The sequence below is a fragment of the Dactylosporangium sp. CS-047395 genome (genome assembly GCF_050942185.1).
GTDB lineage: Bacteria > Actinomycetota > Actinomycetes > Mycobacteriales > Micromonosporaceae > Dactylosporangium.
In genome coordinates this window covers 6,472,644-6,496,353 of record NZ_CP192015.1, presented here as the reverse complement: position 1 = coordinate 6,496,353, position 23,710 = coordinate 6,472,644, and the positions used below count along the sequence as shown (strand labels likewise).

At 72.7% G+C, this 23,710-nt stretch carries 30 protein-coding genes; 18 read left to right on the top strand and 12 right to left on the bottom strand.

Features of this window, described 5'->3' with window-relative positions:
• Positions 1–43: 43 nt before the first annotated feature.
• Together ACQP00_RS30600 and ACQP00_RS30595 are read left to right on the top strand one after the other, a co-directional pair.
• A complete protein-coding gene (locus tag ACQP00_RS30600; RefSeq protein WP_433201479.1) occupies positions 44–685 on the top strand; it encodes a TetR/AcrR family transcriptional regulator in 642 nt (213 codons plus the stop codon).
• Between the two features lie 32 nt (positions 686–717).
• Positions 718–3,252 carry an MMPL family transporter gene (locus ACQP00_RS30595; protein WP_433201476.1) on the top strand — a complete coding sequence of 845 codons (2,535 nt, stop codon included), beginning with the start codon at positions 718–720 and terminating at the stop codon, positions 3,250–3,252.
• Here ACQP00_RS30595 and ACQP00_RS30590 read toward each other — a convergent pair.
• Positions 3,249–3,722 (bottom strand): hypothetical protein, encoded by a 474-nt coding sequence (locus tag ACQP00_RS30590; protein ID WP_433201473.1) that lies wholly within the window; start codon positions 3,720–3,722, stop codon positions 3,249–3,251. The two genes, ACQP00_RS30595 and ACQP00_RS30590, sit on opposite strands and share 4 nt — an antisense overlap.
• Before the next feature lie 12 nt (positions 3,723–3,734).
• Positions 3,735–4,442, bottom strand: coding sequence for a siderophore-interacting protein (locus tag ACQP00_RS30585; protein ID WP_433201470.1), 708 nt, complete (start codon positions 4,440–4,442; stop codon positions 3,735–3,737).
• A gap of 88 nt (positions 4,443–4,530) precedes the next feature.
• Between ACQP00_RS30585 and ACQP00_RS30580 the strand changes: the two genes are divergently transcribed.
• Positions 4,531–5,967, top strand: coding sequence for a BTAD domain-containing putative transcriptional regulator (locus ACQP00_RS30580; RefSeq protein ID WP_433201467.1), 1,437 nt, complete (start codon positions 4,531–4,533; stop codon positions 5,965–5,967).
• Between the two features lie 90 nt (positions 5,968–6,057).
• Here ACQP00_RS30580 and ACQP00_RS30575 read toward each other — a convergent pair whose 3' ends face one another.
• On the bottom strand, positions 6,058–6,255 hold the full coding sequence (locus ACQP00_RS30575) for a hypothetical protein (protein WP_433201464.1): 198 nt from the start codon (positions 6,253–6,255) through the stop codon (positions 6,058–6,060).
• Between the two features lie 135 nt (positions 6,256–6,390).
• Here ACQP00_RS30575 and ACQP00_RS30570 point away from each other — a divergent pair, with 135 nt between their 5' ends.
• From ACQP00_RS30570 to ACQP00_RS30530, 9 genes are all read left to right on the top strand, one after another.
• Positions 6,391–6,876 carry a TlpA family protein disulfide reductase gene (locus ACQP00_RS30570; protein ID WP_433201461.1) on the top strand — a complete coding sequence of 162 codons (486 nt, stop codon included), beginning with the start codon at positions 6,391–6,393 and terminating at the stop codon, positions 6,874–6,876.
• On the top strand, positions 6,873–7,265 hold the full coding sequence (locus ACQP00_RS30565; protein ID WP_433201458.1) for a S26 family signal peptidase: 393 nt from the start codon (positions 6,873–6,875) through the stop codon (positions 7,263–7,265). Before ACQP00_RS30570 ends, ACQP00_RS30565 begins: the two co-directional genes overlap by 4 nt.
• Complete coding sequence (locus ACQP00_RS30560; RefSeq protein WP_433201455.1) at positions 7,262–9,058, top strand: ABC transporter ATP-binding protein; 1,797 nt, start codon at positions 7,262–7,264, stop codon at positions 9,056–9,058. The genes ACQP00_RS30565 and ACQP00_RS30560 overlap by 4 nt, the downstream gene beginning before the upstream one ends.
• Entirely contained in the window at positions 9,031–9,438 is a 408-nt protein-coding gene (locus tag ACQP00_RS30555) for a DUF3224 domain-containing protein (RefSeq protein WP_433201452.1), read from the top strand. Before ACQP00_RS30560 ends, ACQP00_RS30555 begins: the two co-directional genes overlap by 28 nt.
• Positions 9,439–9,522: 84 nt before the next feature.
• Complete coding sequence (locus ACQP00_RS30550) at positions 9,523–10,737, top strand: prolyl oligopeptidase family serine peptidase (protein WP_433201449.1); 1,215 nt, start codon at positions 9,523–9,525, stop codon at positions 10,735–10,737.
• 101 nt (positions 10,738–10,838) lie between these two features.
• On the top strand, positions 10,839–11,597 hold the full coding sequence (locus ACQP00_RS30545) for a glycosyltransferase family 2 protein (protein ID WP_433201446.1): 759 nt from the start codon (positions 10,839–10,841) through the stop codon (positions 11,595–11,597).
• Positions 11,594–12,307: a polysaccharide deacetylase family protein gene (locus ACQP00_RS30540; protein ID WP_433201443.1), complete on the top strand. Its 714-nt coding sequence runs from the start codon at positions 11,594–11,596 to the stop codon at positions 12,305–12,307. Before ACQP00_RS30545 ends, ACQP00_RS30540 begins: the two co-directional genes overlap by 4 nt.
• 37 nt (positions 12,308–12,344) lie before the next feature.
• Entirely contained in the window at positions 12,345–13,253 is a 909-nt protein-coding gene (locus tag ACQP00_RS30535; protein ID WP_433201436.1) for an alpha/beta hydrolase fold domain-containing protein, read from the top strand.
• Positions 13,250–14,188, top strand: coding sequence for an RNA polymerase subunit sigma-70 (locus ACQP00_RS30530; protein WP_433201433.1), 939 nt, complete (start codon positions 13,250–13,252; stop codon positions 14,186–14,188). Before ACQP00_RS30535 ends, ACQP00_RS30530 begins: the two co-directional genes overlap by 4 nt.
• On the opposite strand, the gene ACQP00_RS30525 is transcribed toward ACQP00_RS30530, so the two are convergent.
• On the bottom strand, positions 14,172–15,365 hold the full coding sequence (locus tag ACQP00_RS30525) for a CoA transferase (protein WP_433201430.1): 1,194 nt from the start codon (positions 15,363–15,365) through the stop codon (positions 14,172–14,174). The genes ACQP00_RS30530 and ACQP00_RS30525 overlap by 17 nt on opposite strands.
• Positions 15,358–15,819 carry an Lrp/AsnC family transcriptional regulator gene (locus ACQP00_RS30520; protein ID WP_433201427.1) on the bottom strand — a complete coding sequence of 154 codons (462 nt, stop codon included), beginning with the start codon at positions 15,817–15,819 and terminating at the stop codon, positions 15,358–15,360. The genes ACQP00_RS30525 and ACQP00_RS30520 overlap by 8 nt, the downstream gene beginning before the upstream one ends.
• A 63-nt stretch (positions 15,820–15,882) precedes the next feature.
• On the opposite strand from ACQP00_RS30520, the gene ACQP00_RS30515 reads away from it, so the two are divergent.
• The gene (locus ACQP00_RS30515) at positions 15,883–16,527 is read left to right on the top strand and encodes a YitT family protein (RefSeq protein WP_433201424.1); all 645 of its coding nucleotides are present in this window, start codon (positions 15,883–15,885) and stop codon (positions 16,525–16,527) included.
• Here the strand turns inward: ACQP00_RS30515 and ACQP00_RS30510 are convergent.
• The 3 genes from ACQP00_RS30510 to ACQP00_RS30500 are packed head-to-tail and all read right to left on the bottom strand — an operon-like array spanning position 16,524 to position 17,959.
• Complete coding sequence (locus ACQP00_RS30510) at positions 16,524–17,150, bottom strand: hypothetical protein (protein WP_433201421.1); 627 nt, start codon at positions 17,148–17,150, stop codon at positions 16,524–16,526. The two genes, ACQP00_RS30515 and ACQP00_RS30510, sit on opposite strands and share 4 nt — an antisense overlap.
• 19 nt (positions 17,151–17,169) lie before the next feature.
• On the bottom strand, positions 17,170–17,637 hold the full coding sequence (locus ACQP00_RS30505) for an SRPBCC family protein (protein ID WP_433201418.1): 468 nt from the start codon (positions 17,635–17,637) through the stop codon (positions 17,170–17,172).
• Between the two features lies 1 nt (position 17,638).
• Positions 17,639–17,959, bottom strand: coding sequence for an ArsR/SmtB family transcription factor (locus ACQP00_RS30500; RefSeq protein ID WP_433201416.1), 321 nt, complete (start codon positions 17,957–17,959; stop codon positions 17,639–17,641).
• Positions 17,960–18,031: 72 nt separating this feature from the next.
• Here ACQP00_RS30500 and ACQP00_RS30495 point away from each other — a divergent pair, with 72 nt between their 5' ends.
• Positions 18,032–18,805 carry a hypothetical protein gene (locus tag ACQP00_RS30495; protein WP_433201414.1) on the top strand — a complete coding sequence of 258 codons (774 nt, stop codon included), beginning with the start codon at positions 18,032–18,034 and terminating at the stop codon, positions 18,803–18,805.
• Between the two features lie 22 nt (positions 18,806–18,827).
• Entirely contained in the window at positions 18,828–19,001 is a 174-nt protein-coding gene (locus tag ACQP00_RS30490; RefSeq protein ID WP_433201411.1) for a hypothetical protein, read from the top strand.
• Here the strand turns inward: ACQP00_RS30490 and ACQP00_RS30485 are convergent.
• A complete protein-coding gene (locus ACQP00_RS30485) occupies positions 18,924–19,805 on the bottom strand; it encodes a helix-turn-helix domain-containing protein (protein ID WP_433201408.1) in 882 nt (293 codons plus the stop codon). The genes ACQP00_RS30490 and ACQP00_RS30485 overlap by 78 nt on opposite strands.
• 101 nt (positions 19,806–19,906) lie before the next feature.
• Between ACQP00_RS30485 and ACQP00_RS30480 the strand changes: the two genes are divergently transcribed.
• The gene (locus ACQP00_RS30480) at positions 19,907–20,650 is read left to right on the top strand and encodes an SDR family oxidoreductase (RefSeq protein WP_433201405.1); all 744 of its coding nucleotides are present in this window, start codon (positions 19,907–19,909) and stop codon (positions 20,648–20,650) included.
• 61 nt (positions 20,651–20,711) lie between these two features.
• Complete coding sequence (locus ACQP00_RS30475) at positions 20,712–21,194, top strand: carboxymuconolactone decarboxylase family protein (RefSeq protein WP_433201402.1); 483 nt, start codon at positions 20,712–20,714, stop codon at positions 21,192–21,194.
• Between the two features lie 39 nt (positions 21,195–21,233).
• Here ACQP00_RS30475 and ACQP00_RS30470 read toward each other — a convergent pair whose 3' ends face one another.
• The 3 genes from ACQP00_RS30470 to ACQP00_RS30460 are packed head-to-tail and all read right to left on the bottom strand — an operon-like array spanning position 21,234 to position 23,411.
• Complete coding sequence (locus tag ACQP00_RS30470) at positions 21,234–21,986, bottom strand: metallophosphoesterase family protein (RefSeq protein WP_433201399.1); 753 nt, start codon at positions 21,984–21,986, stop codon at positions 21,234–21,236.
• Positions 21,983–22,486 (bottom strand): diacylglycerol/lipid kinase family protein, encoded by a 504-nt coding sequence (locus ACQP00_RS30465; protein WP_433201396.1) that lies wholly within the window; start codon positions 22,484–22,486, stop codon positions 21,983–21,985. The genes ACQP00_RS30470 and ACQP00_RS30465 overlap by 4 nt, the downstream gene beginning before the upstream one ends.
• A gap of 34 nt (positions 22,487–22,520) precedes the next feature.
• On the bottom strand, positions 22,521–23,411 hold the full coding sequence (locus ACQP00_RS30460; protein WP_433201393.1) for a TIGR03620 family F420-dependent LLM class oxidoreductase: 891 nt from the start codon (positions 23,409–23,411) through the stop codon (positions 22,521–22,523).
• An 88-nt stretch (positions 23,412–23,499) separates the two neighbouring features.
• Between ACQP00_RS30460 and ACQP00_RS30455 the strand changes: the two genes are divergently transcribed.
• Positions 23,500–23,661 carry a hypothetical protein gene (locus tag ACQP00_RS30455; protein ID WP_433201391.1) on the top strand — a complete coding sequence of 54 codons (162 nt, stop codon included), beginning with the start codon at positions 23,500–23,502 and terminating at the stop codon, positions 23,659–23,661.
• Positions 23,662–23,710: the final 49 nt, after the last annotated feature.

Below are 23,710 nucleotides of genomic sequence, written 5' to 3'. Positions count from 1 at the left end.
CTGTCATTTGCACCCAGTGCATCGTTGCACCTAGTGTAAGGGTGTGGTTGATCATTCGAGCGGCCGGCGGGAGGCGCTGAAGGCCCGGCACCGCGCCGCGATCCTGGCCGCCGCGCGCGGCCTGATCGACGAGCGCGACGGGGCGCACTTCTCCGTCGACGAGCTCGCCGAACGGGCCGACGTCGCCCGCCGTACCGTCTTCAACCACTTCGCCTCGCTCGACGACGTGCTGCTCACGCTCGGCACCGAGGTCATCTCCGTGCTCGTGACCGACTTCCTGGCCGAGGTCGCGGCGGCCCCCGTCGGCGACGGCAGCCGCGCCTCGATGTTCGACGAGCTGGCCCGGCTGTTCCGCGCGGCCGACCTGGCCCCGGCCGTGGTCTCGGTGACGAAGATCGTCGGCGGCCGCCACGACCAGGACGACCCGCGCAAGTTCATGATGACCCACACCGCCTTCAGCCGCGTCGCCGGAGCGCTCGCGCCCGAGGTGACCCGCCGCTACGCCGCCGCCAACCCCTTGGACGTCGAACTGCTCGTGCACTCCCTCATGAGCGGCATCACGGTCATCGCGGGCCGCTGGATCGAACTGACCGGCGCCGCCCTCGACGACGCGAGCCGCGCGGTCTGGGACGAGCTGCTCACGCGTTTGTTGGACAACATCCGCAACGGGTACCTGCCAACCTGATTTCGCCAATCCCGAAGGGAAACTCTGCGGCCATGGCCGAACTGCTCTACCGGCTCGGGCGTTTCAGCGCCCGCCGGCACTGGCTCGTGATCACCGGCTGGATCGTCGTCATGGCGATCGCCGGCGCCACGTACGCCATGTTCTCCGGCTCGCTGTCCGGGGCGATCACCATCCCCGGCACGCCCACGAGCAAGGTCGCCGACGAGCTCGCGGCGAAGTTCCCGAAGGCGAGCGGCGGCACCGGCACCATCGTGTTCTCCACCTCCGGCGGCGCGGCCTTCACCGACCAGCAGAAGACCGCGATCAACGCGCTGCTCAAGAACGTCGGCACCGAGCCCGGGGTGCGCGGGGTCACCGACCCGTTCCAGACCGACGCCGACCGGGCCGCCCAGGCGCAGAAGATCACCGACGGGCGCATGCAGCTGTCGCAGGCGACCAAGCAGCTCACCGACGGCGAGGCCCAGCTGGCCGGGGCCAAGGGCCAGCTCGCCGGAGCCCAGCAGCAGCTCGACGCGAACAAGGCCAAGCCCGGCCTCTCGGCGAGCGCGAAGGCTCAGCTGGAGGGGCAGCAGCAGCAACTGGACGTACAAAAGCAGGCTCTTGACGCCAAGCAGCAGGAGCTCGACGCCGGCAAGGCCCAGCTCGCCGCCCAGACCAAGCAGCTCGACCTCGGCGCCCAGCTGCTGCAGATGGCGGCGGAGATCCGCACCGTGGCCAAGGACGGCTCGGCCGCGATCGGGGCGGTGCAGTTCACCACGCCGACGCACGAGGTGCCCAAGACGGTCAAGGACTCGATCCTGGCCAAGGCGGCCGACGCGCACATCGACGGCGTGGCCATCGACGTCTCCAACGACATCGCGCAGAGCGTGCCCAGCGTGCTCGGCCCGGGCGAGGCGGCCGGTCTGGTCATCGCGGCGATCGCGCTGCTGGTCATGCTCGGCACCGTCATCGGCGCCGCGCTGCCGATCATCGGGGCGCTGCTCGGCGTCGGCGTGGGCGTGCTGGCCGCGCTGTCGTTCTCGGACGTGGTCACCATGATCTCGGTGACCCCGGTGCTGGGCGTGATGCTCGGCCTGGCCGTCGGCATCGACTATTCGCTGTTCATCCTCAACCGGCACCGCCGCCAGCTCAAGCAGGGCGTCGAGGTGCACGAGTCGATCGGCCTGGCCAACGGCACCTCCGGCAACGCGGTCGTCTTCGCCGGCTCGACCGTCCTGGTGGCCCTCCTGGCGCTCAACGTCACCGGGATTCCCTTCCTTGGCCTCATGGGTACCGTCGGTGCGGTCTGCGTCGCGGTCGCCGTGCTGGTCGCCATCACGTTGACCCCGGCCCTGCTGTCGCTCGTCGGCCTGCGGATCCTCAGCCGCAAGGAGCGCCGGGCGATCGGCGACGCGTCCGTGCAGCCGGTGGTGCCGCAGAAGACGATGTCGACCGGCCGTTCGGTGCTCACGCTGCTCGCGGGCATCGTCGTGCTCGGCGTCATCGCGATCCCGGCGATGTCGATGCGCCTCGGCCTGCCGACCGGCTCGTCGGAGGCGCAGGACTCGCCGCAGTACCGGGCGTACAAGACGGTCGAGGCGAAGTTCGGCGCCGGCGTCAACGGGCCGCTGCTCGTCGTGGCCCACCTGCCGAAGGCGGCCACCGGCAACGACCTGACCGCCGCCCAGGCCGAGATCGGCGGGAAGATCGCGGCCACCAAGGACGTCGTGGCGGTGGCGCCGATCGGCGCGTCGGACGACGGTACTGTGGCGGCCTTCCAGGTTGTTCCGAAGGAGGGACCGGCCGCGGAGTCCACCGCCCAGCTGGTCCGCGATCTGCGTGACCTTTCACCTTTGTCGGTGACGACCGGCCAGGTCTACCTCGGCGTGGCCGGCAACGCCAGCGGCAACATCGACGTGTCGCAGAAGCTGGCCGACGTGCTGCCGATCTACCTGGCGCTCGTGGTCGGCCTCTCGCTGATCATCCTGATCTTCGTGTTCCGCTCGATCCTGGTGCCGGTGACCGCGACCGTCGGCTTCGTGCTGTCGCTGCTGGCCGCGTTCGGCGGGCTCACCGCGATCTACCAGTGGGGCTGGCTCGGCGGAGTGTTCGGGGTGCACGACCCGGAGCCGGTGCTGAGCTTCCTGCCGACGATCGAGATCGGCATCCTGTTCGGCCTGGCCATGGACTACCAGCTGTTCCTGGTCTCGGGCATGCGGGAGGCGTACGTGCACGGCGCCTCGGCCCGCCTCGCGGTGCGCCGCGGCCTGTTCGCCGGCCGGGCGGTGGTCACGGCGGCCGCCATCATCATGTGCTCGGTCTTCGCGGGCTTCATCTTCTCCGAGTCCGCGACGATCCGCCCGATCGGCTTCGGCCTCGCGTTCGGCGTGCTCATCGACGCGTTCGTGGTGCGGATGCTGCTGATCCCGGCCGCGATGCACCTGCTGGGCAGGTCGGCGTGGTGGCTGCCGCGCTGGCTGGACCGCATCCTGCCGGACGTCGACGTGGAGGGCGCGAAGCTGGAGCGCACCCACCCGATCGACGGCGGGCACCACGCCCCGGCCTCGGAGCCGGCCCAGGTGTCCTAGACCGTTGCTGCTTCCGGGCGCTTGCGGGAGAACATCCCCGGCGCCCGGAACAGCACCACGGCCTCCCAGGCGGCCAGCGCCAGCACGAGCATCAGGGCGGCGGCGCCGAGCCAGACCCACTTCGCGACGTACGGCCGGGCGTCGGTGCCGCTCGCGAAGACCGTCGGCGTGAGCTCGTCGTCGGCCACCCGGATCTCGAAGTGGGCGCCGCTCGTCTTGCCGTCGGTGATCGTCGGGTGCTTGGTGTCGACGTCGTGCACCGTGCCCTGGACCGCCCCCTCGTCCCACGTCGCCGTGCAGGTGACCGTCGCGTTCTCGACCATGTCGTAGTCTTCGACGCAGCTGCCGAGCTGTGCGGTGGTGACGTGCTTGCCCCGCGCGAACTCGAACAGCCCGCCCGGCTGCGCGAGGATCGACACGAGACAGACGACGGCAAAGCCGAGCAGGGTGAGCCGGAAGGTCCGGAGCATGCGCGTCCCCCCTCAGTCCTGACCCGCCCCGAATCCCGGACGGCCCGGTGTCCATTGTGGCTGGGAGTGTATCGACCGCCGCAAAAATCCGCGGCCCTCGATAAGCAGGCGCTGCAGGAGCCGGCAGGTGTCACTCTCCCCGGCGATGTAGGCGGCGCCTTTGCCGGGCGGCAGCTCCAAGTCTTTGACGGCCCGGAGGAGGACCCGGGAGCCGGCCGCCGACGCGCGGCCGCGGTGCACCCACGGGAGCGGCTCCTCGGCCGGCATCTCCTCGGCGGCGCCGGGGGCCTCGAAGACGCCCACCACCGTCGCCGCTTTCGGCAGGGCGGCGCGCATGGCCAGCAGCGGTACGGCACCGGTCTCGTCGCCCGCGAACAGGTGGAACGCGGCCGTCTCGTCGAGCGTGATCTTGCTGCGCGGCGCTTCGAGGGTCACCCGGTCGTTCGCCTGCGTCTCGCGCGCCCAGACGCAGCCCGGGCCGCCGGCGTCGTGCAGGGCGATGCGCAGCGACAGGCGGGAGTGGCGGGGTTCGTGGCTCCAGATGGAGTACACCCGGCGCGCCTCGCCGGTGTCGCCCGGGACCCGGACGACGACGTGGGCACCGGGGCGGAACCGCAGCCGGGGGACCTCCGGGCCGACGAGATCGATCTGGCGCATGGCCGCGGCGACGTCGTGCACGCCCTCGACCCTGGTCAGAAAGTGCCGCCGCGGATACGTCATCCCGATGATCCTACTATGGCGGATTCTTGCGATCACGTGTTCAAATATTGCGAAGTATCGAGCGACTTCGTCACACGGGGGTGTGCGGGTGAAGTTCCAGCTGCTCGGCCCCGTCCGGATCTGGCGGGACGACACCGCGCTGCCCATCGGCCCGGCCAAGCAGCGCAGCCTCCTGACCGCCCTGCTGCTCGAACCGAACCGGATCGTGCCGCTGGACCGCCTGATCGCGATGCTGTGGGACGGCGACCCGCCGGCGTCCGCCGTGGCCAACGTGCGCACGTACGCCTCCCGCCTGCGCCGGCTCCTCGTCGACGCCACCGGTGCCGTGCGGCTCAGCGGGCAGGGGCCCGGGTACCGGCTCGCCGTCGGCGACGACGAACTCGACGTCACCGCGTTCCGCCGCCTCACCGCCGACGGCCGCGCCGCCCTGGCCGCCGGTCAGCCGGCCCGCGCGGCGCAGCTGCTGGGGCGGGCCGTCTCGCTGTGGAAGGGCGGCCCGGGCGAGGATCTCGAACGCTCGGCCGGGCTGGACCGGGTTCTCGGGCCGCTGCAGGAACAGCGGCTGACCGCGATCGAGGACTGGATCGACGCCAAGCAGCGCCTCGGCCAGGGCCTCGGGCTCGTCTCCGACCTGCGCCGGCTGCTGGACGAGCATCCGCTGCGGGAGCGGCTGTGGTCGCAGCTCATCCTGGCCCTGTACCGCACCGGCGACGTGGCGGCCGCGCTGTCCGCGTTCGCCGAGGCCCGCCGCTGCTTCGCCGACCGCCTGGGCGTGGACCTCGGCCCGCAGATGGTCCGCCTGCACCGCGCCGTGCTCCGCCGCGACCCGGCGCTCGAGGTCGCCGGCCCGGTCGAGTCGGTGCCGCGGGAACTGCCGGCCGACGCGATGCTGCTGGTGGGGCGTGACCGGGAGCAGGCGACGATGGCGGAGGCGGTGTTGCGCTCCGACGGGCCGGTCTTCATCGCGCTGGACGGGCCGGCCGGGATCGGGAAGTCGGCCCTGGCCGTGCGGGTCGCCACCCGGCTCGGGCGGCACTTCCCCGACGGGCAGCTCTACGTGGACCTGCACGGCTCCGATCCGGGTCGGCCGCCGCGCCGCCCGGTCGACGTGCTCGGCCAGTGCCTGCGCTCCCTCGGCGTCCCCGCGGGGCGGATCCCCGATGCCGAGGAGGAGGCCGCGGCACGGTACCGGACCCTGGCCGCCAACCGCCGCCTGCTCGTCGTGCTCGAGGACGCGGCCGCGTCGTCCCAGGTCCACCCGCTGCTCACGGCCACGGCGGGCAGCGCGGTCATCATCACCAGCCGGCACCGTCTCGCCATCCACGACCGTACCGTCCACATCGGACTCGGACCGCTCACGGTCGCCGACTCCGTCGAGATCCTGGCCGGCTTGGGCGGCGGCGGGTCGCGCAGCGGGCTGCTGCGATTGGCCCGCAGCTGCGAAGGCTCACCCCTCGCCCTGCGCCGCGCCGCGCCAACGTCCGGAGCCTCGGCGTTCGTGTATGGGGGTGACACGACGTCTTGAGGGGTGCTGGCCGACCGGCGACCATCACAAGGCCGAGGTATCGGGGCTGGGCGGCGGCCGCCGGGTTGGTTGCCGGCGGCCGCCTGCCGGTCAGCAGGAGTAGGTGCAGTGCGTGTAGCAGCCGCCGGGGCCGGTGAGGTTGCAGCAGGTGCGGGAGCGCCAGTAGCCGCCGTTGCACGGGCCGACGTAGTGGTACGGGACGGTCGAGCAGCCGCTGCACGCGGCCGCGTCGGCCTTGGGGACGAGTCGGCTGACCAGGCGGTCGGCGAGTTTGCCGAGCTGTCGCATGTTGCCTCCAATTCCTGATTGATCGAGATCGGGGCCGGAACGTACCGCCGGGCGATACAGCGGGGGTGTCGGCGGCGTGTATCGGGCGTGTATCGGGGGCGGTTAGCGTGCCCGGCACCGGAAAGGGGAGTTCTCATGGCGATACTCGCGGCCGCGGTTGCGGTGGTCGGCGTGCTGTGTGTCATTGATCTGCTGCTGACCGTCGGGGTGATCCGGCGGCTGCGGGAGCACACCGAGCAGCTCGCGCAGGCGCTGGCCGGGCGGCCGCCGGCGATCGCGGCGCCGGGGACGATCGTCGACTTCGACGGGTCGGCTTCGATCGTCGGGTTCTTCTCGCCGGGGTGCGGGCCGTGTGCGGAGCTGCTGCCGAAGTTCGTGGAGCGGGTGGCCGGGGAGCCGGTTCTGGCCGTGGTCGTCGGCGACGGGGCCGAGGTGGACTCGATGGTGGCGCTGCTGGCGCCGGTGGCCCGCGTGGTTCGCGAGGATCATGGCGGTACCGTTGCCGCGGCTTTTGGCGTTTCCTCGTTTCCGTCGGTGTTCGCGATGGACGGGCGGACCGTCGCGGGGAGCGGGCACGATCTCGGGGCGTTGCGGGCGCCGGTCGGGGCGGGGCGGGGATGATCGCCGGGCTCGCCGCCGGTGCCGTGGTGCTCGCCCTGGTGGTCTGGCTGCGGCGCGCGTTTCTCGTGGTCACGGTGACCGGGCGCAGCATGACGCCGACCTTCGAACCGGGCGACCGGGTGCTGGCGCGGCGCGGGCGGGCGCGGACCGGCGATGTCGTGATCGTCGGGCCCGGGCGGCTGGTCATCAAGCGGCTGGCCGCGTTGCCGGGGGAGCCGGTGCCACGGGATCGGGTGCCGGCGCTGGCGGACGTGCCTGAGGCGACGGTACCGGCGGGCAAGATGGTGCTGCTCGGAGACGCGGCCGAGAGTTCGGACTCGCGGCAGCTGGGGTACTTCGACGCGGATCGGATCGTCGGCCGGGCGGTGCGGCGGCTCGCGCGGCGATGAGGGTGCTCGCGTTGTACGTGCGGGCGGCGCCTGGGCACGTGACGGTACGACTGCTGACGTTGTTGCTGCTCGGTCTTGCTCCGGCGGGGACCGCTTGGGTCACGAAGTTTCTGCTCGATCGGCCGGGGTGGCCGCCGGCGCTGGGGCTGGCCGGGATCGGGGCGGTGGTTGCCGTGGCGGCGCACGTGAGCACCTATGCCGACGCCGAGATCGGGCGGCGGGTCACCCGGCTCACGCAGGAGCGGCTGTTCGCGGCGGTGACGGCGCCGGAGGGGATCGCGCAGCTGGAGGACCCGGCGTTTCAGGATCGGCTGCGGCTGGCCCAGGCGGCCGGGCAGTCGGGGCCGCAACAGCTGGCCGCCGCGGTGCTCGGGGTCGCGCAGGGTGCGCTGACCGGGGGCGGGCTGCTCGTGGCGCTGCTGGCGGTGTCGCCGCTCGCGGCCGGGCTGGTGCTGGTCGCCGCCGTACCGAGCCTGATGGCGCAGCTTCGGCTGGCGCGGCGGCGGGCGGGGGTGGCGGTGCGCATCACGCCGTACACGCGGCGGCAGTTGTTCTACGCGATGCTGCTGCTCGACGTGCGGGCGGCGAAGGAGATCCGGCTGTTCGGGCTGGGCGGGTTCTTCCGCGGCCGGATGCTCGGCGAGCTGGACTCGGCCCAGGCGGGGGAGCGGTCGGTGGATCGCGCCGCGGTGCGGGTGGACGGGGCGTTGGCGCTGGTGACGGCGGCGGTGTCCGGGGTGGCGCTGCTGTGGACAGTGGCGCGGATCGGTTCCGGCGGCGGCAGTGTCGGGGACATCGGGGTGCTCGTGGCGGCGGTCGCGGGGGTGCAGGGGGCCCTCGCCACCGTCGTCGGGCAGATCGCGAGCGCCGCCGAGATGCGCACCCTGTTCCGCAGCTACACGGCAATCGTTTCGGAAACACCGGCGGACCGGGCGCCCCAGGCTGTGCCACCTGCGCTGCGCGGGGGCATCGAGCTGCGGGACGTGTGGTTCCGCTACCACCCGGGCCACGACTGGGTGCTGCGCGGCGTCGACCTGCACATCCCCGCCGGCCGGTCGGTGGCCCTCGTCGGGCTCAACGGGGCCGGCAAGTCGACCCTGATCAAGCTGCTGACGAGGCTGTACGATCCGACGCGGGGCAGCATCACCTGGGACGGCGCTGACATGCGCGACCTCGACACCGCGGCGCTGCGGCGGCGGGTCGGCGTCGTGTTCCAGGATTTCATGAGTTACGAGCTGTCCGCGGCGGACAACATCGCGGTCGGGGATCCGCAGGCCCACGAGGCACGGCTGCACGCGGCGGCCACGGCGGCCGGCATCGGCGAAACGCTGCAGAACCTGCCGCGGGGGTACCGCACGATGCTCACCCGCATGTTCGGAGCGGCCGAGGACGACGGCGAGGCCGGCGTGGTGCTGTCCGGCGGGCAGTGGCAGCGCGTCGCGATCGCCCGGGCGGTGCTGCGCGAGGATGCCGACCTGCTCATCCTCGACGAACCGTCGGCCGGCCTGGACGCCGAGGCGGAGGCCGGCATCCAGCGCAGCCTGGCAGACCTGCGCGCCGGACGGACGAGCCTGCTCATCTCCCACCGGCTCGGCACCGTCCGGCACGCCGACCACATCGCGGTGCTCGACCGGGGCCGCATCGCCGAGCAGGGCACGCACGAGGAGCTGATGGCCCTGGACGGCCGGTACGCGCGGCTGTTCCGCCTGCAGGCCGACGGCTACCAGCTGCCGGGACCACCGGCGGTGACCGATAGCATCACGGTATGCGAGCCGATGGCACCTTCAGCGTGAAGAGCTTCGTCCCGACCCAGGTGACGCCCGACCCGCCGATCGAGACCGCGCTGCCGGTCGGGGTGGCGCTCATCGAGAAGCACTTCGAGGGCGAGATCAGCGGCCGCTCGGCCACGGTGTTCACGGCCGCGTTCGACCAGGCCTCGGGCGTCGGCACCTACGTGGCGATGGAGTCCTTCGCGGGCACCGTCGGCGGGCGCGAAGGCACCTGCAACTTCGTGCACTCCGCGGCGACGTCCGGCGCCGACCGCAGCGGCGAGTTCTTCGCCATCGTCGCCGGCAGCGGCACGGGCGAACTGTCCGGCATCACCGGCAGCGGCGGCCTCACCGTCGACGCCGACGGCACCCACCGCATCTGGTTCGACTACGACATCAGCTAATTTCGATTCGTCTATTGCGGCGGGCATTTCCGCCGCGTTACGTTCGTCCGCGAATGCGTGTCCGCTCCTGCACAGGGGGTAGGGATGTCCATTTCGCGACGCACGGTGCTCAGCGCCGGCGCGGGTGCCTTCGTGGCCATGCAAATGCCCGGCGGCAGTGGCGGCCCGTCCGTGAGCTTCGTGCTCAACGCCGTCACCCTGGACGGGGGTGAACAGGTCACGGCGCTGACCCTGGACACCCAGCGGCTCGGCCCGATCGCGCCGAGCAGTTTGAGCGCCGGCATGTTCTCGGTGCACGCCAAGGCGACCAGCCCGATCCCCATCGCGCCCGGCGACCAGATCTTCAGCGAGTACGACCTGGACCGTCCGGTGACCGCTGCCCGCCTCGACCGGCGCGGCAACATCGTCCTCGACCTGAGTTACGCCGAGGGCCAGCTCGGCGGCGGCACGCTGGGCTACATCGCGAGCAAGGGCCGCAACGTCCGGCTCGACCTGGTGTACACGATCACCCAGAACGCTCCGCTGCGCACGCGCACCGGCCGCGCGGTCACGATCGAGCGGTTCGCGCAGGGCCGCCTCGTCAACCCGGAAGTGGACGCGTTCAGCTATCACACGTCCGGCTCGGGCATGAAGTACCGGCTGTACGCACCACCCAAAGCAAAGGCACAGCATCCGCTCATCGTCTGGCTGCACGGCGGCGGGGAGGGCGCGTCACTGCCCGACGGCTACTACGACAACGAAACCACGCTGCGGGCCAACCGCGGCGCGCTCGGCTTCGCCACCCCGGAGGCGCAGCGCATCTTCTCCGGCGCCTACGTCGTCGCCCCGCAGAGCACGTCGTACTGGCTGGAGGACGGCGACCGCTTCGCCCCGCTCATCGACGAGATCGTCCGGGACCTGGCCCGCCGGCACCGGATCGACCGGCGCCGCATCTACGTGGCGGGGTGCAGCAACGGCGGGTACATGAGCCTGAAGATGACGACGGTGTACCCGCGCACGTTCGCCGCCTCGATCCCGATCTGTGGCGTCGTCACCGACGTGCTCACGGACGCCGAACTGCGCGCGATCAGCACCCCGACCTGGCTGGTGGCCTCGCGCGACGACGACACCGTGCCGCCGGGCGCCAACACCGTGCACGCGCATGACCTCATCCCACGGTCGCTGCTGTCGCTGTACGACACCGTGGTCTGGAACGGACACCAGTTTCCCGGCCACTGGTCGTGGATCTATGTCGCCCGCAACGACCCGAGTGTCGGCGGGACCCGCATCTGGCAGTGGACGGCCAGGCAGCGGCGGTGAACGTAGGGCCGCCTAGGGGAAGCGACCGGGGGTAAACCCCCGATCCGGTTCGGGGGAGTTCCGGATCGTTTCGAAGCGGTTGCTGGCAAAGACTGTGGCGCATGACAGAAAGGCCCAGGTTCAGCGTCGTCATTCCGTGCTACAACGAGGCCGGGTACCTGCAGGACACCCTGTTGTCGCTGCGGAAGCAGGATTACGACGGAGTGTTCGAGGTCATCGTCGTCGACAACAACTGTACGGACGACACGGCCGGGATCGCGCGGGATTTCGGGGCGCGGGTGGTGGCCGAGCCGGTGCCCGGGGTGTGCAACGCCCGGCAGCGCGGGACCGAGGAGGCGCGCGGCGAGATCGTCATCTCGGCCGATGCCGACACGGTGCACGGGCGGGACTGGCTGTCGCGCATCGACGAGCGGTTCCGGGCCGACGACGGGGTGGTGGCCGTGGTCGGGCCGTGCGTGTACGCCGACGGGCCGCGCTGGGGCCGCCACTACGGGCGGGCGCTGTTCGGGCTGGTGCACGGGGCGTACCGGCTGACCGGGCGGGCCATGTATGCCAGCGCCACGAACATCGCGTTCCGGCGGGAGGCGTTCACCGGCTACGACACGGCGCTCACGCAGGGTGGCGACGAGCTCGACCAGCTGCGCCGGCTGCGCAGGCAGGGGCGGATCGTGTACGACCACGGCAACCCCACGTACACGTCCGGGCGGCGGCTGGCGCGCGGGTTCGCGTACAACGTGTTCGTGTCGCTGCCGGTGCACTATCTGCTGACGTACACGGTCAACCGGGTCGCCGGGCGGCGGGTGCTGGGGCAGGCGCCGGCGTTCCGGCCGGAGCCCGAGACGCTGGAGGTCATGCCGTGATCGTGCTGGGGGTGCTCGCGGTCGCGGCCGCGCTCGGGGCCGCGTACTGGCTGCTCATGTCCCCGTTCTCGCCGACCTCGCGGGACTATCCGTACCACGGGCCGGACGCCGAGCGGGTGGTCGCGCTGACGTTCGACGACGGGCCGAACGAGCCGTACACGTCGCAGATCCTGGACCTGCTCGCGGCGCACGACATCCGCGCGACGTTCTTCCACGTGGGGCACTGCGTCGAGCGCCACCCGGAGGTCGCCCGGCGGGTGATCGAGGACGGGCACATCGTCGGCAACCACTCGCTGAGCCACACGTTCGGCACCTACCTGCGGCCCGGCGCGTTCGCGCGTGAGGTGGAGCAGACCCAGACGATCCTGTCGCGGGTCATCGGCCGCACGCCGGCGCTGGCCCGCACCCCGTGGCTGTGGCGGCAGCCGGCCCTGCTGCGCATGCTGCGCCGCCGCGACCTGCATCCGGTGGCCGGCGAGTTCTGCCACGCCCTCGAGGTGTTCCAGATCTCGGGTGCGCGGATGGCCCGCCGGGCGATCGCCAAGACCCGGCCCGGCAGCATCCTGATCTTCCACGACGGGTTCGACGGGCACGGCGGCGACCGCGCGCAGACGGTGCTGGCCGTCCGCGACACCATCGAGGGGCTCACGGCGCGCGGCTACCGGTTCGTCACCGTCGACGAGCTGCTCGGGGTGCCCGCGTACCGCTGACCGATTCCTTTCGGTGCCGCCCGCGGTCAATACCGGCATGGACGACATCTACTCCCTGAACAGCTTCTACCGCCGCAGCAACGGGCTCGCCCTGGCCCAGCCGCCACTCACCATCGAGCAGCGGCGGGCGATCGACTCGCACTGGGGCGACGTGACGGCCGAGCCCGGCGGCGTGGACTACGCCGAACGCGAGCTCGGCGGGGTGCCGGTGCTGTGGGCGGAGCCGGCCGGGGCCGCCCGCGACCGGGTGCTGCTGTGCATCCACGGCGGCGGGTACGTCGGCGGCTCCGTCTACACGCACCGCAAGCTCTACGCGCACCTGGCCAAGGCGGCCGGGGTACGCGCCGTGCTGCCCGCCTACTCGCACACACCCGAGCGGCAGTACCCGACGCAGCTGGACGAGGTCACCGCCGTGTACCGCGCGCTGCTGGAGGACGTCCGGCCCGAGCATCTCGCGGTGACCGGCGACTCGGCCGGCGGCGGGCTGTGCGTCTCGCTGATGCTGCGGGCGCGCCTGGACGGCCTGCCGCTCGCGGCCGCGCTGGTGCCGATCTCGCCGTGGACGGACATGACGCAGAGCGGCGCCTCCGTCGTCACCAACCACCCGACGGACCTGCTGTTCGGCGGCGACACCCCGATGGACATCGGCGGCCTCGTCGGGATGCTGCTCCCGGCCGGCGTGCGGCCGGACGATCCGCTGGTCAGCCCGCTGTTCGCGGACCTGAGCGGGCTGCCGCCGATGTACATCCAGGCGGGCGGCGGCGAGATGCTGCTCGACGACGCGGTGCGGCTGGAGGAGGCGGCGCGCAAGCACGGCGTGCCGGCCGAGCTCGACGTGACACCCGGCGAGCAGCACACCTTCCAGATGTCGGCCGGGCGGACCGCGGACGCCGATGCGGCGATCGCTCGCGCTGCCCGGTGGTTGCGGTCCAAGCTGGGCCTGTGAGAGACGATCAGGCGGCGTTCGCGGCGCGCACCGAACCGCTGCGGCGGGAGCTGCTCGCGCACTGTTACCGGATGCTCGGCTCGCCCGACGAGGCCGAGGATCTGGTGCAGGAGACGTACCTGCGGGCGTGGCGCGCCTATCCGCGGTTCGAGGAGCGGGCGTCGGTGCGGGTCTGGCTGTACCGGATAGCCACGAATGCCTGTCTGAACGCGCTCGAACAGCGGGGGAGGCGGCCGCTGCCGTCCGGGCTCGGGGCGCCGGCCGACGACCCGTATGCCCCACCGGGCGACGCCGATCCCGACGTGCCCTGGCTGCGGCCGATCGCCGACGCGCTGGTCACGCCGGAGGCCGCGGACCCGGCGGCGGTGGTGGCGCTGCGCGAGAGCCTGCGGCTGGCGCTCATCGCCGGGTTGCAGTTCCTGCCCCCGCGGCAGCGGGCCGTGCTCATCCTGCGCGAGGTGCTCGGGTTCCCGGCCGCGGACGTGGCCGAGATGCTCGGGTCGTCGGTCGCCGGGGTGAAGAGCATGCTGCAGCGGGCCCGGGCGCGGCTGGACGAGGTGGCGCCGGCCGAGGACGACGACCTGACGGCGCCGGACGATCCGGCGGGGCGGGCGCTGCTGGAGCAGTACATCGCGGCGTTCGAGCGCAGCGACGTGACCATCCTGGAGCGCGCGTTGCGCATGGACGCGTCGCTCGAACTGCTGCCGTCGCGCACGTGGTTCGCGGGGAAGACGACCTGCATCCCGTACCTGGCGCAGGTGCTCGCGTCGCCGGGCGACTGGCGGATGGCGCCGACGCGGATGAACGGGCAGCCGGCGGCGTTCGTGTGGTTCCGGGGCGCGCCGTTCGGGGTGGCGGTTTTGACGACGACGAAGACGGGCATCCGGCGCATTGTGGCGTTCGGGTTCCCGGAACTGATCAGGCCCGTCTCGTGAACTCGGGAGCGGCCGCACCGTACGCGGGTTCGCGCGGCCAGCGCAGCGGCTCGCCGTCGAACCTTCCCGGCGGGGCGATGCCGGTCCAGCCGCCGCCCAGGTCGACCCGGTAGGCGTCGGGGTCGAACGGCTCCTCGGCCCGGCCCGGCGGCCGGTCGAGGAGCCAGCGGGCGGTGCGCGCGAGCGATACCGACACGTGCGCGCCCTCGCCGGCCGTGAGCGCTTCGAGCACGCCGGCGGCGAGCAGATAGCCGGTGGCATGATCGAGCAGCTGGCACGGCAGGGCCCCGGGGCGCTCGCCGTCGGCACTGCACGCCCAGCCGATGCCGGTCGCGACCTGCACGAGGCTGTCGAAGCCCCTTCGATTCCCCCAGATTTCGCCGGTACCCCACGCAGAAAGCGTTGCCACGACCTTCCCCGGATGCCGCCCGGCGATCTGGTCGGGGGCGAGGCCGAGCTTGCGCATGGCGCCGGGACGGTACCCGGTGACGATGACGTCGGCCTCGCCCGCCAGGTAGTCCAGGGTCCGCCGGCCGTCCGGTGTCGCGGCGTCCAGGAGCGTGCTGGCCTTGCCGATGGTGCCGTCGACGGCGTGCAGCGGCAGTTCCGGGCGGTTCGGGTCGTCGACGCGCAGCACGTCGGCGCCGAGGGCGGCGAGCATCCGGGTGCCGACGGGTCCGGCGATCACGCGGGTCAGGTCCAGGACGCGCATGCGGTCGAGCGGCACGGGCCGGACGGCGCCGCCGGTGGGGTCGATGCGCCTCAGAGGACCGCCGGTGCGCCATTCCTCCTTGGTGCGCGCGGCGACGGCGAGGCCGCCGGCTTCGTACACCATCTGCTCGACCTCGGTGGCGGAGCGCGCGGCGATCGCGGTCTCGATGTTGTCGCCCAGGGCCCGGTGCAGGGCGGCGCGGTGCCACGGATAGTTCGCGTGCGTGCGCACCCAGCCGTCGGCCGCCCGCCACAGCCGCGACAGCGGTGCGAAGCCCTCGATGCCGTTCCCGTCCCGATCGCGCAGCAGCGCCTCGCTGCGCACGGCCGCGGCCACATGCGCGGGATCGAGCATGACGTCCGGCCGCCGCCCGGTGCGCGCCTCGGCGAGATCGGCGGCGGCGTCGAGACACGCGGCCACGGCGTCGATCGCGCAGTCCGCGACGGCGAGCGGCAGATCAGGCATCGGCGTGCGCCTCCAGCAGTGCGCGCAGGCGCAGCGGCATCTCCTCGTTGAGCGAGATGACGGTACTCGTCCGCACGATGTCCGGCACCGCCAGCAGCGCGTCGGCGATGCGGTGCAGGTCGTGCGGGTCGCGCGCGGCCACCTTGAGCGGGAAGTCGGCGTCGCCGGTGGTCGAGTGGATCTCGATCACCTCGGGGATGTCGTACAGCGCCGTCACCGCCCGCCGCCCCTGGGTCTGCGACACGGACACCGACACGAACGCGATCAGCCCGCGGCCGAGCGCTGCGGGGTCCACGCGGCGGCTGAAGTCGCGCAGGGCGCCCGAAGCGCGCATCCGCTGCAGCCGGGCGTGCAGGGTGTTGCGGGCGATGCCCAGCCGGTGCGCGAGGGCGAGCGAGGTGGCGTCCGGGTCGTCGTCCAGCGCGAGCAGGATCCGGGCGTCGAGGCTGTCCATCTGCGCATTCTGGCACGCATCGCGGCCAGCGCGTGGCAGACTGCGCAGCCGGATGGACCTCATTTGCGCAGGTGGGCGAGGTCGACGCACCCTGGCCGACATGACCAGCAGCGCGATCGCCGTTCCCCACTCCGCCGCCGAGGATGTCGTCGGCGTCGTGACCGGGCGTTCCTGGCCGCGGCCGGGCTGTTCCTGCTCCAGGCGGGCGGCGCGGTCACCGGCGGCACGGCCGGCCTCGGGCTGCTGCTCGCGCGCGGGACCGGCTGGCCGTTCGCGGTGCTGTACGTCGCCGTCACCCTGCCGTTCGTGGCGCTCGCCATCGCCCGCAAGGGCTGGCGGTTCGCGGTCCGCTCGGGCATCGCGGTCGCGCTGCTGGCCGCGTTCTCCCTCGCGCATCCGCACCTGCTCACCGTGGCCCGCATCGATCCGCTCTACGCCGCGCTCGCCGGCAACCTCGTCGTGGGCATGGGCCTGCTGGTGCTGTTCCGCCACGGCGCCAGCCTCGGCGGCTTCAACGTCGTCGCGCTCGTCTGCCAGGAGCGCCTCGGCTGGCGGGCCGGCTGGGTCCAGCTCGCCCTGGACGGCGCCGTCATCCTGCTCGGCGCGCTCGTCGCGCCGCTGTCCACGGTCGCCGTCTCGGCCGCGGGTGCGGTGGTGCTGAACCTGGTGATCGCCCTGAACCACCGCCCCGGCCGGTACCTCGGCTAGCTCATGATCCAGTCGCCGGGCAGGGCGGCGCGCACGGCGGCGATGCCCGCCGGGGTCGTGGCCCGTACCCACAGCCAGTCCTGCCCGTCGTCGCGCAGCAGCACGTCCGGGCCCCCGAACCAGCGCGTCGGCGGGCCGTCCGGCGCCGTCCACGTCGGATAGTCGGGCATCGGCAGCCGCTCGTAGGTGCGTTCCAGGGCGGCCAGGGTCGCGGCGTCGAAGCCGCAGTTGTCGGCATCGGTCTCGTCGCCGCCGAACAGCCAGCCCGTCAGCGCGATCTCCACGGCCGCGAGGGAGACCCGGTCCAGGTACGGCGCCCACGTCCCGTCCGGCAGCTCGTACACCACCGGCGGGTCCGGGTCGTCCAGCGCGGCCACCCGCACGCCCCAGCAGGTCACGCTCTGGGCCTCGGTGCGGAAGACGAGCACCGGGCCGTCCGCCTGCAACTGGGCCGGCCTCAGCAAACGGTCGGGGTGGTGGCCGAGCAGCGCGTACAGCTCACGCAGCGCCGGCGGCACGTCCACGGCGAGCGGCGGCCCGGGCGCGACGCGGCGCACGAACCGCCACGCGCCCTCGGCGGAGTCCGCCGCGTCCGCGAGCGCCGCGGCCAGGTCCGGGATCACGGCACGAGGATCTCATGCTTCACGCCTGCGCCACCTTCGCGTACGCGGCCAGGATGCCGTTCCAGGCGTCGGGGCCCTCGAAGGTCGTGCGCATCTGGGTCGCCGCGGCGCCGAACGCCTCGAGGTCGCGGTGCTCCAGCAGCACCCGGGTGCGCCCGTCGGGCTCCGCGACGAAGCGGACCTCGATCGACGTCACCAGGTCGTCGTGGTACTTCCAGTCCGCCCCGATCTGCCACGTCACCACGAACCGGGTGGGCGGCTCCCACACGGTCACGAAGCCGGTGGAGGTCTCGGTGCCGTCCTGGTGCCGGGTGTACCAGCGGCCGCCGACCCGCGGCTCGATGAGCACCTCGGCGATCGGGGCCGAGCCGATGTGGTGCGAGGCCGGCCACCAGGACGTCATGTCCCCGGTGAACACGTCGAACGCCCGCTGCGGGCCGGCGCCGACGACGATCTCGCGCTGAATGGGTTGCACGGTCTGCAACACGTCAGGTCTCCTCCTCTGGGAGCCGTTCCTCGAACGAGGAGGCGAACGCCTGCAACGCCCGGGCCCACACGCCGTCCAGGTGCGCCCGCAGCAGCGCCAGGCCCTCGGGATCGACCTGGTACAGCCGCCGCGTCCCCTCCTGCCGGTCGAGCACCAGCCCGACGTCCTTGAGCACCTTGAGGTGCTGGGACACCGCCGGGCGGCTGATCGGCAGCACGTCCGCGAGCCGCCCGACCGGCAGCGGCCCGTCGGACAGCCGATCGAGGATCGTCTGCCGCATCGGGTCGCCGAGCGCGGTGAGCATCGCCGTTACGTTCGTCATGGCGAACGGTAAGCTATCACTTACCAACGGACGGCGGCAACCATTCGCGTACATCCGGCCGTTCATATGGACATGAGGCGGTGGTTGACGGCGCTCGGCGGCGGCGCCGCGGTGGCGGGCACGCTCGTGGCGGTGACGCTGATCGGCGGCCACCACGGCACGACGCCGGCCGCCCCGGTGCCGGAGCCCTCCGGCATCTACACCGGCTGCGAGACGACGGTCATGTCACCGTCGTCGAGCGCGGTCGCCTGCGTGCCGCACTTCGAGATGACGCCGTCGCCCACCTACGGCACCAGCGCGACCCCGACCGTGCCGCCGGAGGACTACAACTCCGCGCAGATCGCCCGCCTGACCGCCGCCTTCGACAAGCAACTGCGGTCTCTGGTACCGCATGACACGTCCTTCCTCGACACGCGCGTCAACGGCCCGAGCGGGCACCCCCTCGAGTTCGGGATCGACGCCGGCGACCGGTACGCCGAACACTTCTCCGTCGCCCCCGACCTGCGCGACAGGTCCGGCGTGAGCAACGTGCTCATCGTCGTCGGCAAGGAGATCTCGTCCCAATGGCCGGAGGGCTACGGTGTCGGCCAGTTCCGCACCTGCCCGGACCCGGTCTGCTCCGAGCGCACCGGCCCGCACGGCGAGAAGGTTCTGACCATGTGGGACTTCCAGGCCAAGCCGCGCATCGCGCGCATCGACGTGACCAAGCCCGACGGCACCGGCGTCGTGCTCGAGGTGCGCAACTTCGGCCTCGACCACGCCGGCAGCCGCCCGCAGCTGCCGCTGACCCTCGACCAGATGATCGAGCTGGCGTGCAACGAGGCGCTCGTCATGCCGCGGCTGTGACGGTTCGGCTGATCTGCCACGCGTGGACGACGAGTCGTGGGTCGTCGTCGGCTACTGGGGCGCGACCCTGGTGGGGGTGTGGTGGCTCACGGCGTGGATGCAGCTCGCCTGGTACCTCTCACCGCTCGTCGCCGCGCTGGCCGGCCGCCTGCTCGGCCGCCGGCAGCAGGTCCTGGTTGCCCAGCACGCCGAGTAGCTCCAGCTGCTCGACCGCGTCGGTGCCGACCGCCGGGGTGAACCACAGCAGCCGCTGCCGCCCGTCCTCGCTGAACAGGTTGAGGCAGTTCACCTCGACCGTGCCCAGGGCCGGATGGACGATCCGCTTGCGGTCGTCGCGACGGACGGCCACCTCGCGCTGCTCCCACAGGGCGGCGAACTCGGGGGAGCGGTCGAGGAGGTCGGCCACGAGCCGCGCCGTCTCCGGGTCCTTGCCGCCGCGCCGGGCCACGGCCGCGCGCAGGTCGGCGGTGAACGAGCGGGACTGGTGCTCGTGGTCCTGCTCGGGGTACGAGATGCGGCCCTTGGGATCGGCGAACCAGCGGTGCACGAAGCTGCGGCTCAGCCCCTCGTACCGCGTCTGGTCGCCCAGCAGGGCGCGGGCCAGGCGGTTCTGCACCAGCGTGATGTGGAGGTCGGTGATGACCTGCGCGGGCGTGCCGTCCAGGCGCTCCAGCAGGTCCAGCATGCCGGGGTGCACGTGGGAGGCGGGGCCGCCCTGGACCGGGATCGGGCGTCCGGCGAGGTGGTACAGGTGGTCGCGCTCGTCGCGGGTGAGGCGCAGGGCGCGGGCGAGGGCGGCCAGCATCTGCTCCGAGGGCTGCGAGCCGGCGCCGCGTTCGAGCTCGATGTAGTACTCCACGGAGGCCCCGGCCAGCTGCGCCACCTCGTCGCGGCGCAGGCCCGGCACCCGGCGGCGCGGGCCGGTCGGCAGGCCCACGTCGGCCGGGCGGATGCGGTCACGGCGCGACTTGAGGAACGCGCCCAGCTCGGCCAGGTCCATGCGCCAAGTCTCCCGCGCGGGCCCGGCCGGAGACAGGGGTTCGCGTCCCCCCTGTCGGCGTCGTCTGTACCGCACGCGGCCCGCCTCGCACAGTGAAGTCCATGACCACTACGACAACCGGCCGCGTCGCCATCGTCACCGGCGGTTCGCGCGGCATCGGGCGGGCCGCGGCGCTGCGCCTGGCCGCCGACGGGTTCAGCATCGTCATCGGGTACGCCGGGCGGCACGCCGACGCCGCCGAGACCGTCAAGGCGGTCGAGGCGCAGGGCGGCGCCGCGTTCGCCGTCCAGCTCGACATCGCCGACGAGGCCGCGGCGCGGGAACTGTTCGACCGCACCGAGTCCGCGTTCGGCGGCGTCGACGTCGTCGTCAACGCGGCCGGCCGGATGACCCTGGCGACGGTCGCCGACTTCGACCTGGCCGAGTTCGACGCCATCCAGCGCACCAACGTCCGCGGTACCTTCGTCATCGCCCAGCAGGCCGCCCGCCGCCTGCGCCCCGGCGGCGCCCTCATCACGTTCTCCACGTCGATCGTCGGGCTGCAGGCGCCCACCTACGGCGCGTACGCGGCCAGCAAGGGCGCCGTCGAGGCGATGACCCTGATCCTGGCCCGGGAGCTGCGCGGCCACGACGTCACCGTGAACACGGTGGCGCCCGGCCCGACCCGCACCGAGCTGTACCTGGACGGCAAGGACGCCGAGACCGTCGCCCGCGCCGCACAGCAGCCGCCGCTGGGCCGCCTCGGCGAGCCCGAGGACATCGCCGCCCTCGTCGCGTTCCTCGCCTCCCCGGCCGGCCACTGGGTCAACGGCCAGACCATCCGCGCGAACGGCGGCGTGATCTGACCTGACATTCGAGTGGGTTGCGTCGTCGGTACAGCGGAACCCACTGCGAAAGGAACGACCCATGTCAGAACTCACCTCGCGCCTGCCCGATCCGCTGCAGTTCTTTCCCGAGATGGCGTCGTTCGGCGCGGAGACGTCCAAGGCGGTGCACAACGGCGCCGTCCCGGACGCGACGATCGGGCTGGTGCAGCTGCGCGCCGGGCAGCTCGTCGGCAGCACGTACCACACCGTGATGCAGTCCGGGATGCTGCGCACGGCGGGGGAGGCGGCGGAGCGCATCGACTCGCTGTCGTCGTGGCGGGACTCGCCGTACTTCACCGCCGGGGAGAAGGCCGCCCTGGAGCTGACCGAGGCGGTGCTCACCCCGTCGTTCTTCGGCGAGCGGGTGCCGGACGAGCTGTTCGCCCGCGCCGCCGAGCACTACGACGACAAGGCGATGTGGACCCTCGTGCTCGCCATCGCGCAGATCATGTTCTTCATCCCGGTCGGCCTGATCGCCAAGCCCATCCCGGGGCGGCCGTTCGGGCAGAACTATTCGCGATAGTCCGTCCATTGACGGTTTTCGCGTCGGTACCGCCGGTGCTCATGAATGTCGAACCGCCCGCCCGTGAAGCGGCGGTTCGACACCGTGAGCCGGTCGCCTTCGGCCTCGATGACGTTGTAGCTGTTCGGCTCCCCCTTGAGCCGGTTCGAGCACGCCGTGCCCGACTGGGGCCACCACCAGGCCGTCGACGGTACCGCTGTACGCCAGGTGCACGTGCCCGCCGAGCAGCAGGTCGGCCCGGCGGCGCAGGTGCCGCAGCGCGAGCGCGGAGCGGCCGACCAGCCCACGGCCGCGCCCGGCGTCGGTGAGCAGGAACGGGTGGTGCGCGATCGCCACCCGCAGGTCGCCGGTCGGGGCCGCGTCGAAGGCGGCGCCGATCGCGGCCAGCTGCCGCTCGTCGATCCGCCCGCGCGACCAGTCGGTGTGCCACGTCCAGCGGCGCGCCGTGTTCACGCCGACCGCGACCAGGCCGGGCGCGGTGACCGTCGTCGCGCCGAGCGGGTCGGTGTCCAGGTACGCCCGCCACCGGTGCCACGGCCGCGTGAAGCGGGACCAGATCCGCCAGCCGGGCAGGTCGTGGTTGCCGGGCACGACCAGCGCCGGGGCGGGCAGCTCGGCGAGGAACGCGCGCGCCGCCGCGAACTCCGCCGCCCGCGCCGTCTGGGTCAGGTCCCCGCACACCGCGACGAGCGTCGGTGCGCACTCGCGCAGATCGTGGAGCAACGCCTGTACCACCGCGGGCTCTTCACGACCGAAATGCAGGTCGGAGATCTGCGCGATGCGGACCCTCACGACGCCGCAGCGTTCGGGGCGAGCACCGCCAGGGCGCGCGGCGAGATGCCGTAGGTGAGCGGCGTGGACAGCTGCGCGATCTCGCCGTCGCTCATGACGCTCGTGTACGCCATCACGCTCGCCACGTCGATCCGCTCGACCGGGGCGGCGACGAGGGCCTCCACGGCGTGCTCGATGTCCTCCGGTACGGCCAGATCCCGCGCCAGCACGTTCATCGTCCCGCCCGGCAGGATCCCGAGCGGGACCTCGCCACCCAGCAGGTGCTCGGCCACCGACCGCACGGTGCCGTCGCCGCCCGCCGCGAGCACCGCGTCGGGCCAGCCCGCGAGCAGCTCCCGCACGTCGGCGGCGAGCGTCCTCGGGTCGAACGGCCGCGCCTGCACGGTCACGGCCCGCCGCGCGAACAGCTTCTCGAGCCGCTCCGGCAGCGACTGGGCGGCGCCGGCCTGGGCGAGCAGCGCACCGGAGCGCGCGTTGTACACCACCGCCACGTGATCCACGCAGCGCAGTCTATGGGCGCGGCGGGGATCCCGCTCAGGGCAGCAGCACCGGGGCGAGCTCCTCGAGCTGGCGCGCGATGTCGCCCGGGCTGTCGCCGAGCGGGTGGACCAGGACGTGGTCGGCGCCGGCGTCGCGGTGGGCCCGGATGCGCTCGGCGATGTCGGCCGGGGTTCCCCAGGCGACGATGGCGTCCACGAGCCGATCGCTGCCCGCGCCGGCCAGGTCGCTGTCGTCCAGCCCGAGCAGCCGCAGGTTGTTGACGTAGTTCGGCAGCTGCAGATAGTAGATCGTGTGCCGCCGGGCGACCGCGCGGGCCACCTGCGGGCTGGTCTCCACGATCACGGCCTGCTCGGGAATGAGCAGCCGGTCGGGTCCGAGGACGCCGCGGGCCTGGGCGGTGTGCTCGGGCGGCACGAAGTAGGTGTGCACGCCGTCGGCCCGGTCGGCCGCCAGCTGCAGCATCTTCGGGCGCAGCGCGGCCAGCACCACGGGCAGGTTCGCGGGCCGCTCGCCCAGCCCGTCGAGGTAGTCGCGCATGCGTTGCAGCGGATGGGAGTACTGCTGGCCGGACTTCTCGACGGCCGGCGCGTGCGAGACCCCGAGCCCGAGCACGAACCGCCCCGGCCACGCATCGGCGAGGGTGGCGGCGGCGGCCCGCGCGGTGCCGGGGTGGCGGGCCCAGATGTTGGCGATGCCGGTCCCGGCGACGATCCGCTCGGTGGCGGCCAGCCACACCGCCTCCTGCGCGAACACGTCGTTGGTCCCGACGACCTCGCCCTGCCACACCGAGCCGTAGCCGAGCGCCTCGATCCGCGCCACGAGCTCACGCTGCGCCGAGGCGGGCTCCCGCTGCACCGCGTTGGTCCACACGCCGACGCCGCCGAGCGCCTGCCTGGTCGCGGTCACGTGCTGTGGTGCTGCCATGCCTCGTCCCCTGCCCAGGAACCGCGCGCTCATGCGGCCCGCGCGCGGCGCTTCGCTTGGAAACGCCCGCGGCGGGTAGTTGATCGCCATGACCAAGCCGCACGACGACCCCGCCACCGCCGGGCCGGCCGGGGACGACGACCTCGACCGGGACCACGAGCAACTGGCCCGCGATCCGCTGGCGCTGGACCCCGACGAGACCGACACGCCGGCGGCGCGGACCGGTGAGCCGCTGGAGCCGCCGGACTGAATGACCAGTTTCGGGTGATTGTTTACGGCTGGTGCAACCGGGTCAGTGG

What these genes read in the sequence shown, in the direction of transcription:
- ACQP00_RS30555 (WP_433201452.1), top strand. Translation starts at nt 9,031, where the DNA reads ATGCGAGCCGATGGCACCTTCAGCGTGAAGAGCTTCGTCCCGACCCAG.
- ACQP00_RS30460 (WP_433201393.1), bottom strand. Translation starts at nt 23,411, where the DNA reads ATGGCAGCACCACAGCACGTGACCGCGACCAGGCAGGCGCTCGGCGGC.
- ACQP00_RS30595 (WP_433201476.1), top strand. Translation starts at nt 718, where the DNA reads ATGGCCGAACTGCTCTACCGGCTCGGGCGTTTCAGCGCCCGCCGGCAC.
- ACQP00_RS30535 (WP_433201436.1), top strand. Translation starts at nt 12,345, where the DNA reads ATGGACGACATCTACTCCCTGAACAGCTTCTACCGCCGCAGCAACGGG.
- ACQP00_RS30455 (WP_433201391.1), top strand. Translation starts at nt 23,500, where the DNA reads ATGACCAAGCCGCACGACGACCCCGCCACCGCCGGGCCGGCCGGGGAC.
- ACQP00_RS30485 (WP_433201408.1), bottom strand. Translation starts at nt 19,805, where the DNA reads ATGGACCTGGCCGAGCTGGGCGCGTTCCTCAAGTCGCGCCGTGACCGC.
- ACQP00_RS30550 (WP_433201449.1), top strand. Translation starts at nt 9,523, where the DNA reads ATGTCCATTTCGCGACGCACGGTGCTCAGCGCCGGCGCGGGTGCCTTC.
- ACQP00_RS30560 (WP_433201455.1), top strand. Translation starts at nt 7,262, where the DNA reads ATGAGGGTGCTCGCGTTGTACGTGCGGGCGGCGCCTGGGCACGTGACG.
- ACQP00_RS30525 (WP_433201430.1), bottom strand. Translation starts at nt 15,365, where the DNA reads ATGCCTGATCTGCCGCTCGCCGTCGCGGACTGCGCGATCGACGCCGTG.
- ACQP00_RS30565 (WP_433201458.1), top strand. Translation starts at nt 6,873, where the DNA reads ATGATCGCCGGGCTCGCCGCCGGTGCCGTGGTGCTCGCCCTGGTGGTC.
- ACQP00_RS30480 (WP_433201405.1), top strand. Translation starts at nt 19,907, where the DNA reads ATGACCACTACGACAACCGGCCGCGTCGCCATCGTCACCGGCGGTTCG.
- ACQP00_RS30495 (WP_433201414.1), top strand. Translation starts at nt 18,032, where the DNA reads ATGAGGCGGTGGTTGACGGCGCTCGGCGGCGGCGCCGCGGTGGCGGGC.
- ACQP00_RS30585 (WP_433201470.1), bottom strand. Translation starts at nt 4,442, where the DNA reads ATGACGTATCCGCGGCGGCACTTTCTGACCAGGGTCGAGGGCGTGCAC.
- ACQP00_RS30475 (WP_433201402.1), top strand. Translation starts at nt 20,712, where the DNA reads ATGTCAGAACTCACCTCGCGCCTGCCCGATCCGCTGCAGTTCTTTCCC.
- ACQP00_RS30570 (WP_433201461.1), top strand. Translation starts at nt 6,391, where the DNA reads ATGGCGATACTCGCGGCCGCGGTTGCGGTGGTCGGCGTGCTGTGTGTC.
- ACQP00_RS30590 (WP_433201473.1), bottom strand. Translation starts at nt 3,722, where the DNA reads ATGCTCCGGACCTTCCGGCTCACCCTGCTCGGCTTTGCCGTCGTCTGT.
- ACQP00_RS30520 (WP_433201427.1), bottom strand. Translation starts at nt 15,819, where the DNA reads ATGGACAGCCTCGACGCCCGGATCCTGCTCGCGCTGGACGACGACCCG.
- ACQP00_RS30575 (WP_433201464.1), bottom strand. Translation starts at nt 6,255, where the DNA reads ATGCGACAGCTCGGCAAACTCGCCGACCGCCTGGTCAGCCGACTCGTC.
- ACQP00_RS30545 (WP_433201446.1), top strand. Translation starts at nt 10,839, where the DNA reads ATGACAGAAAGGCCCAGGTTCAGCGTCGTCATTCCGTGCTACAACGAG.
- ACQP00_RS30500 (WP_433201416.1), bottom strand. Translation starts at nt 17,959, where the DNA reads ATGACGAACGTAACGGCGATGCTCACCGCGCTCGGCGACCCGATGCGG.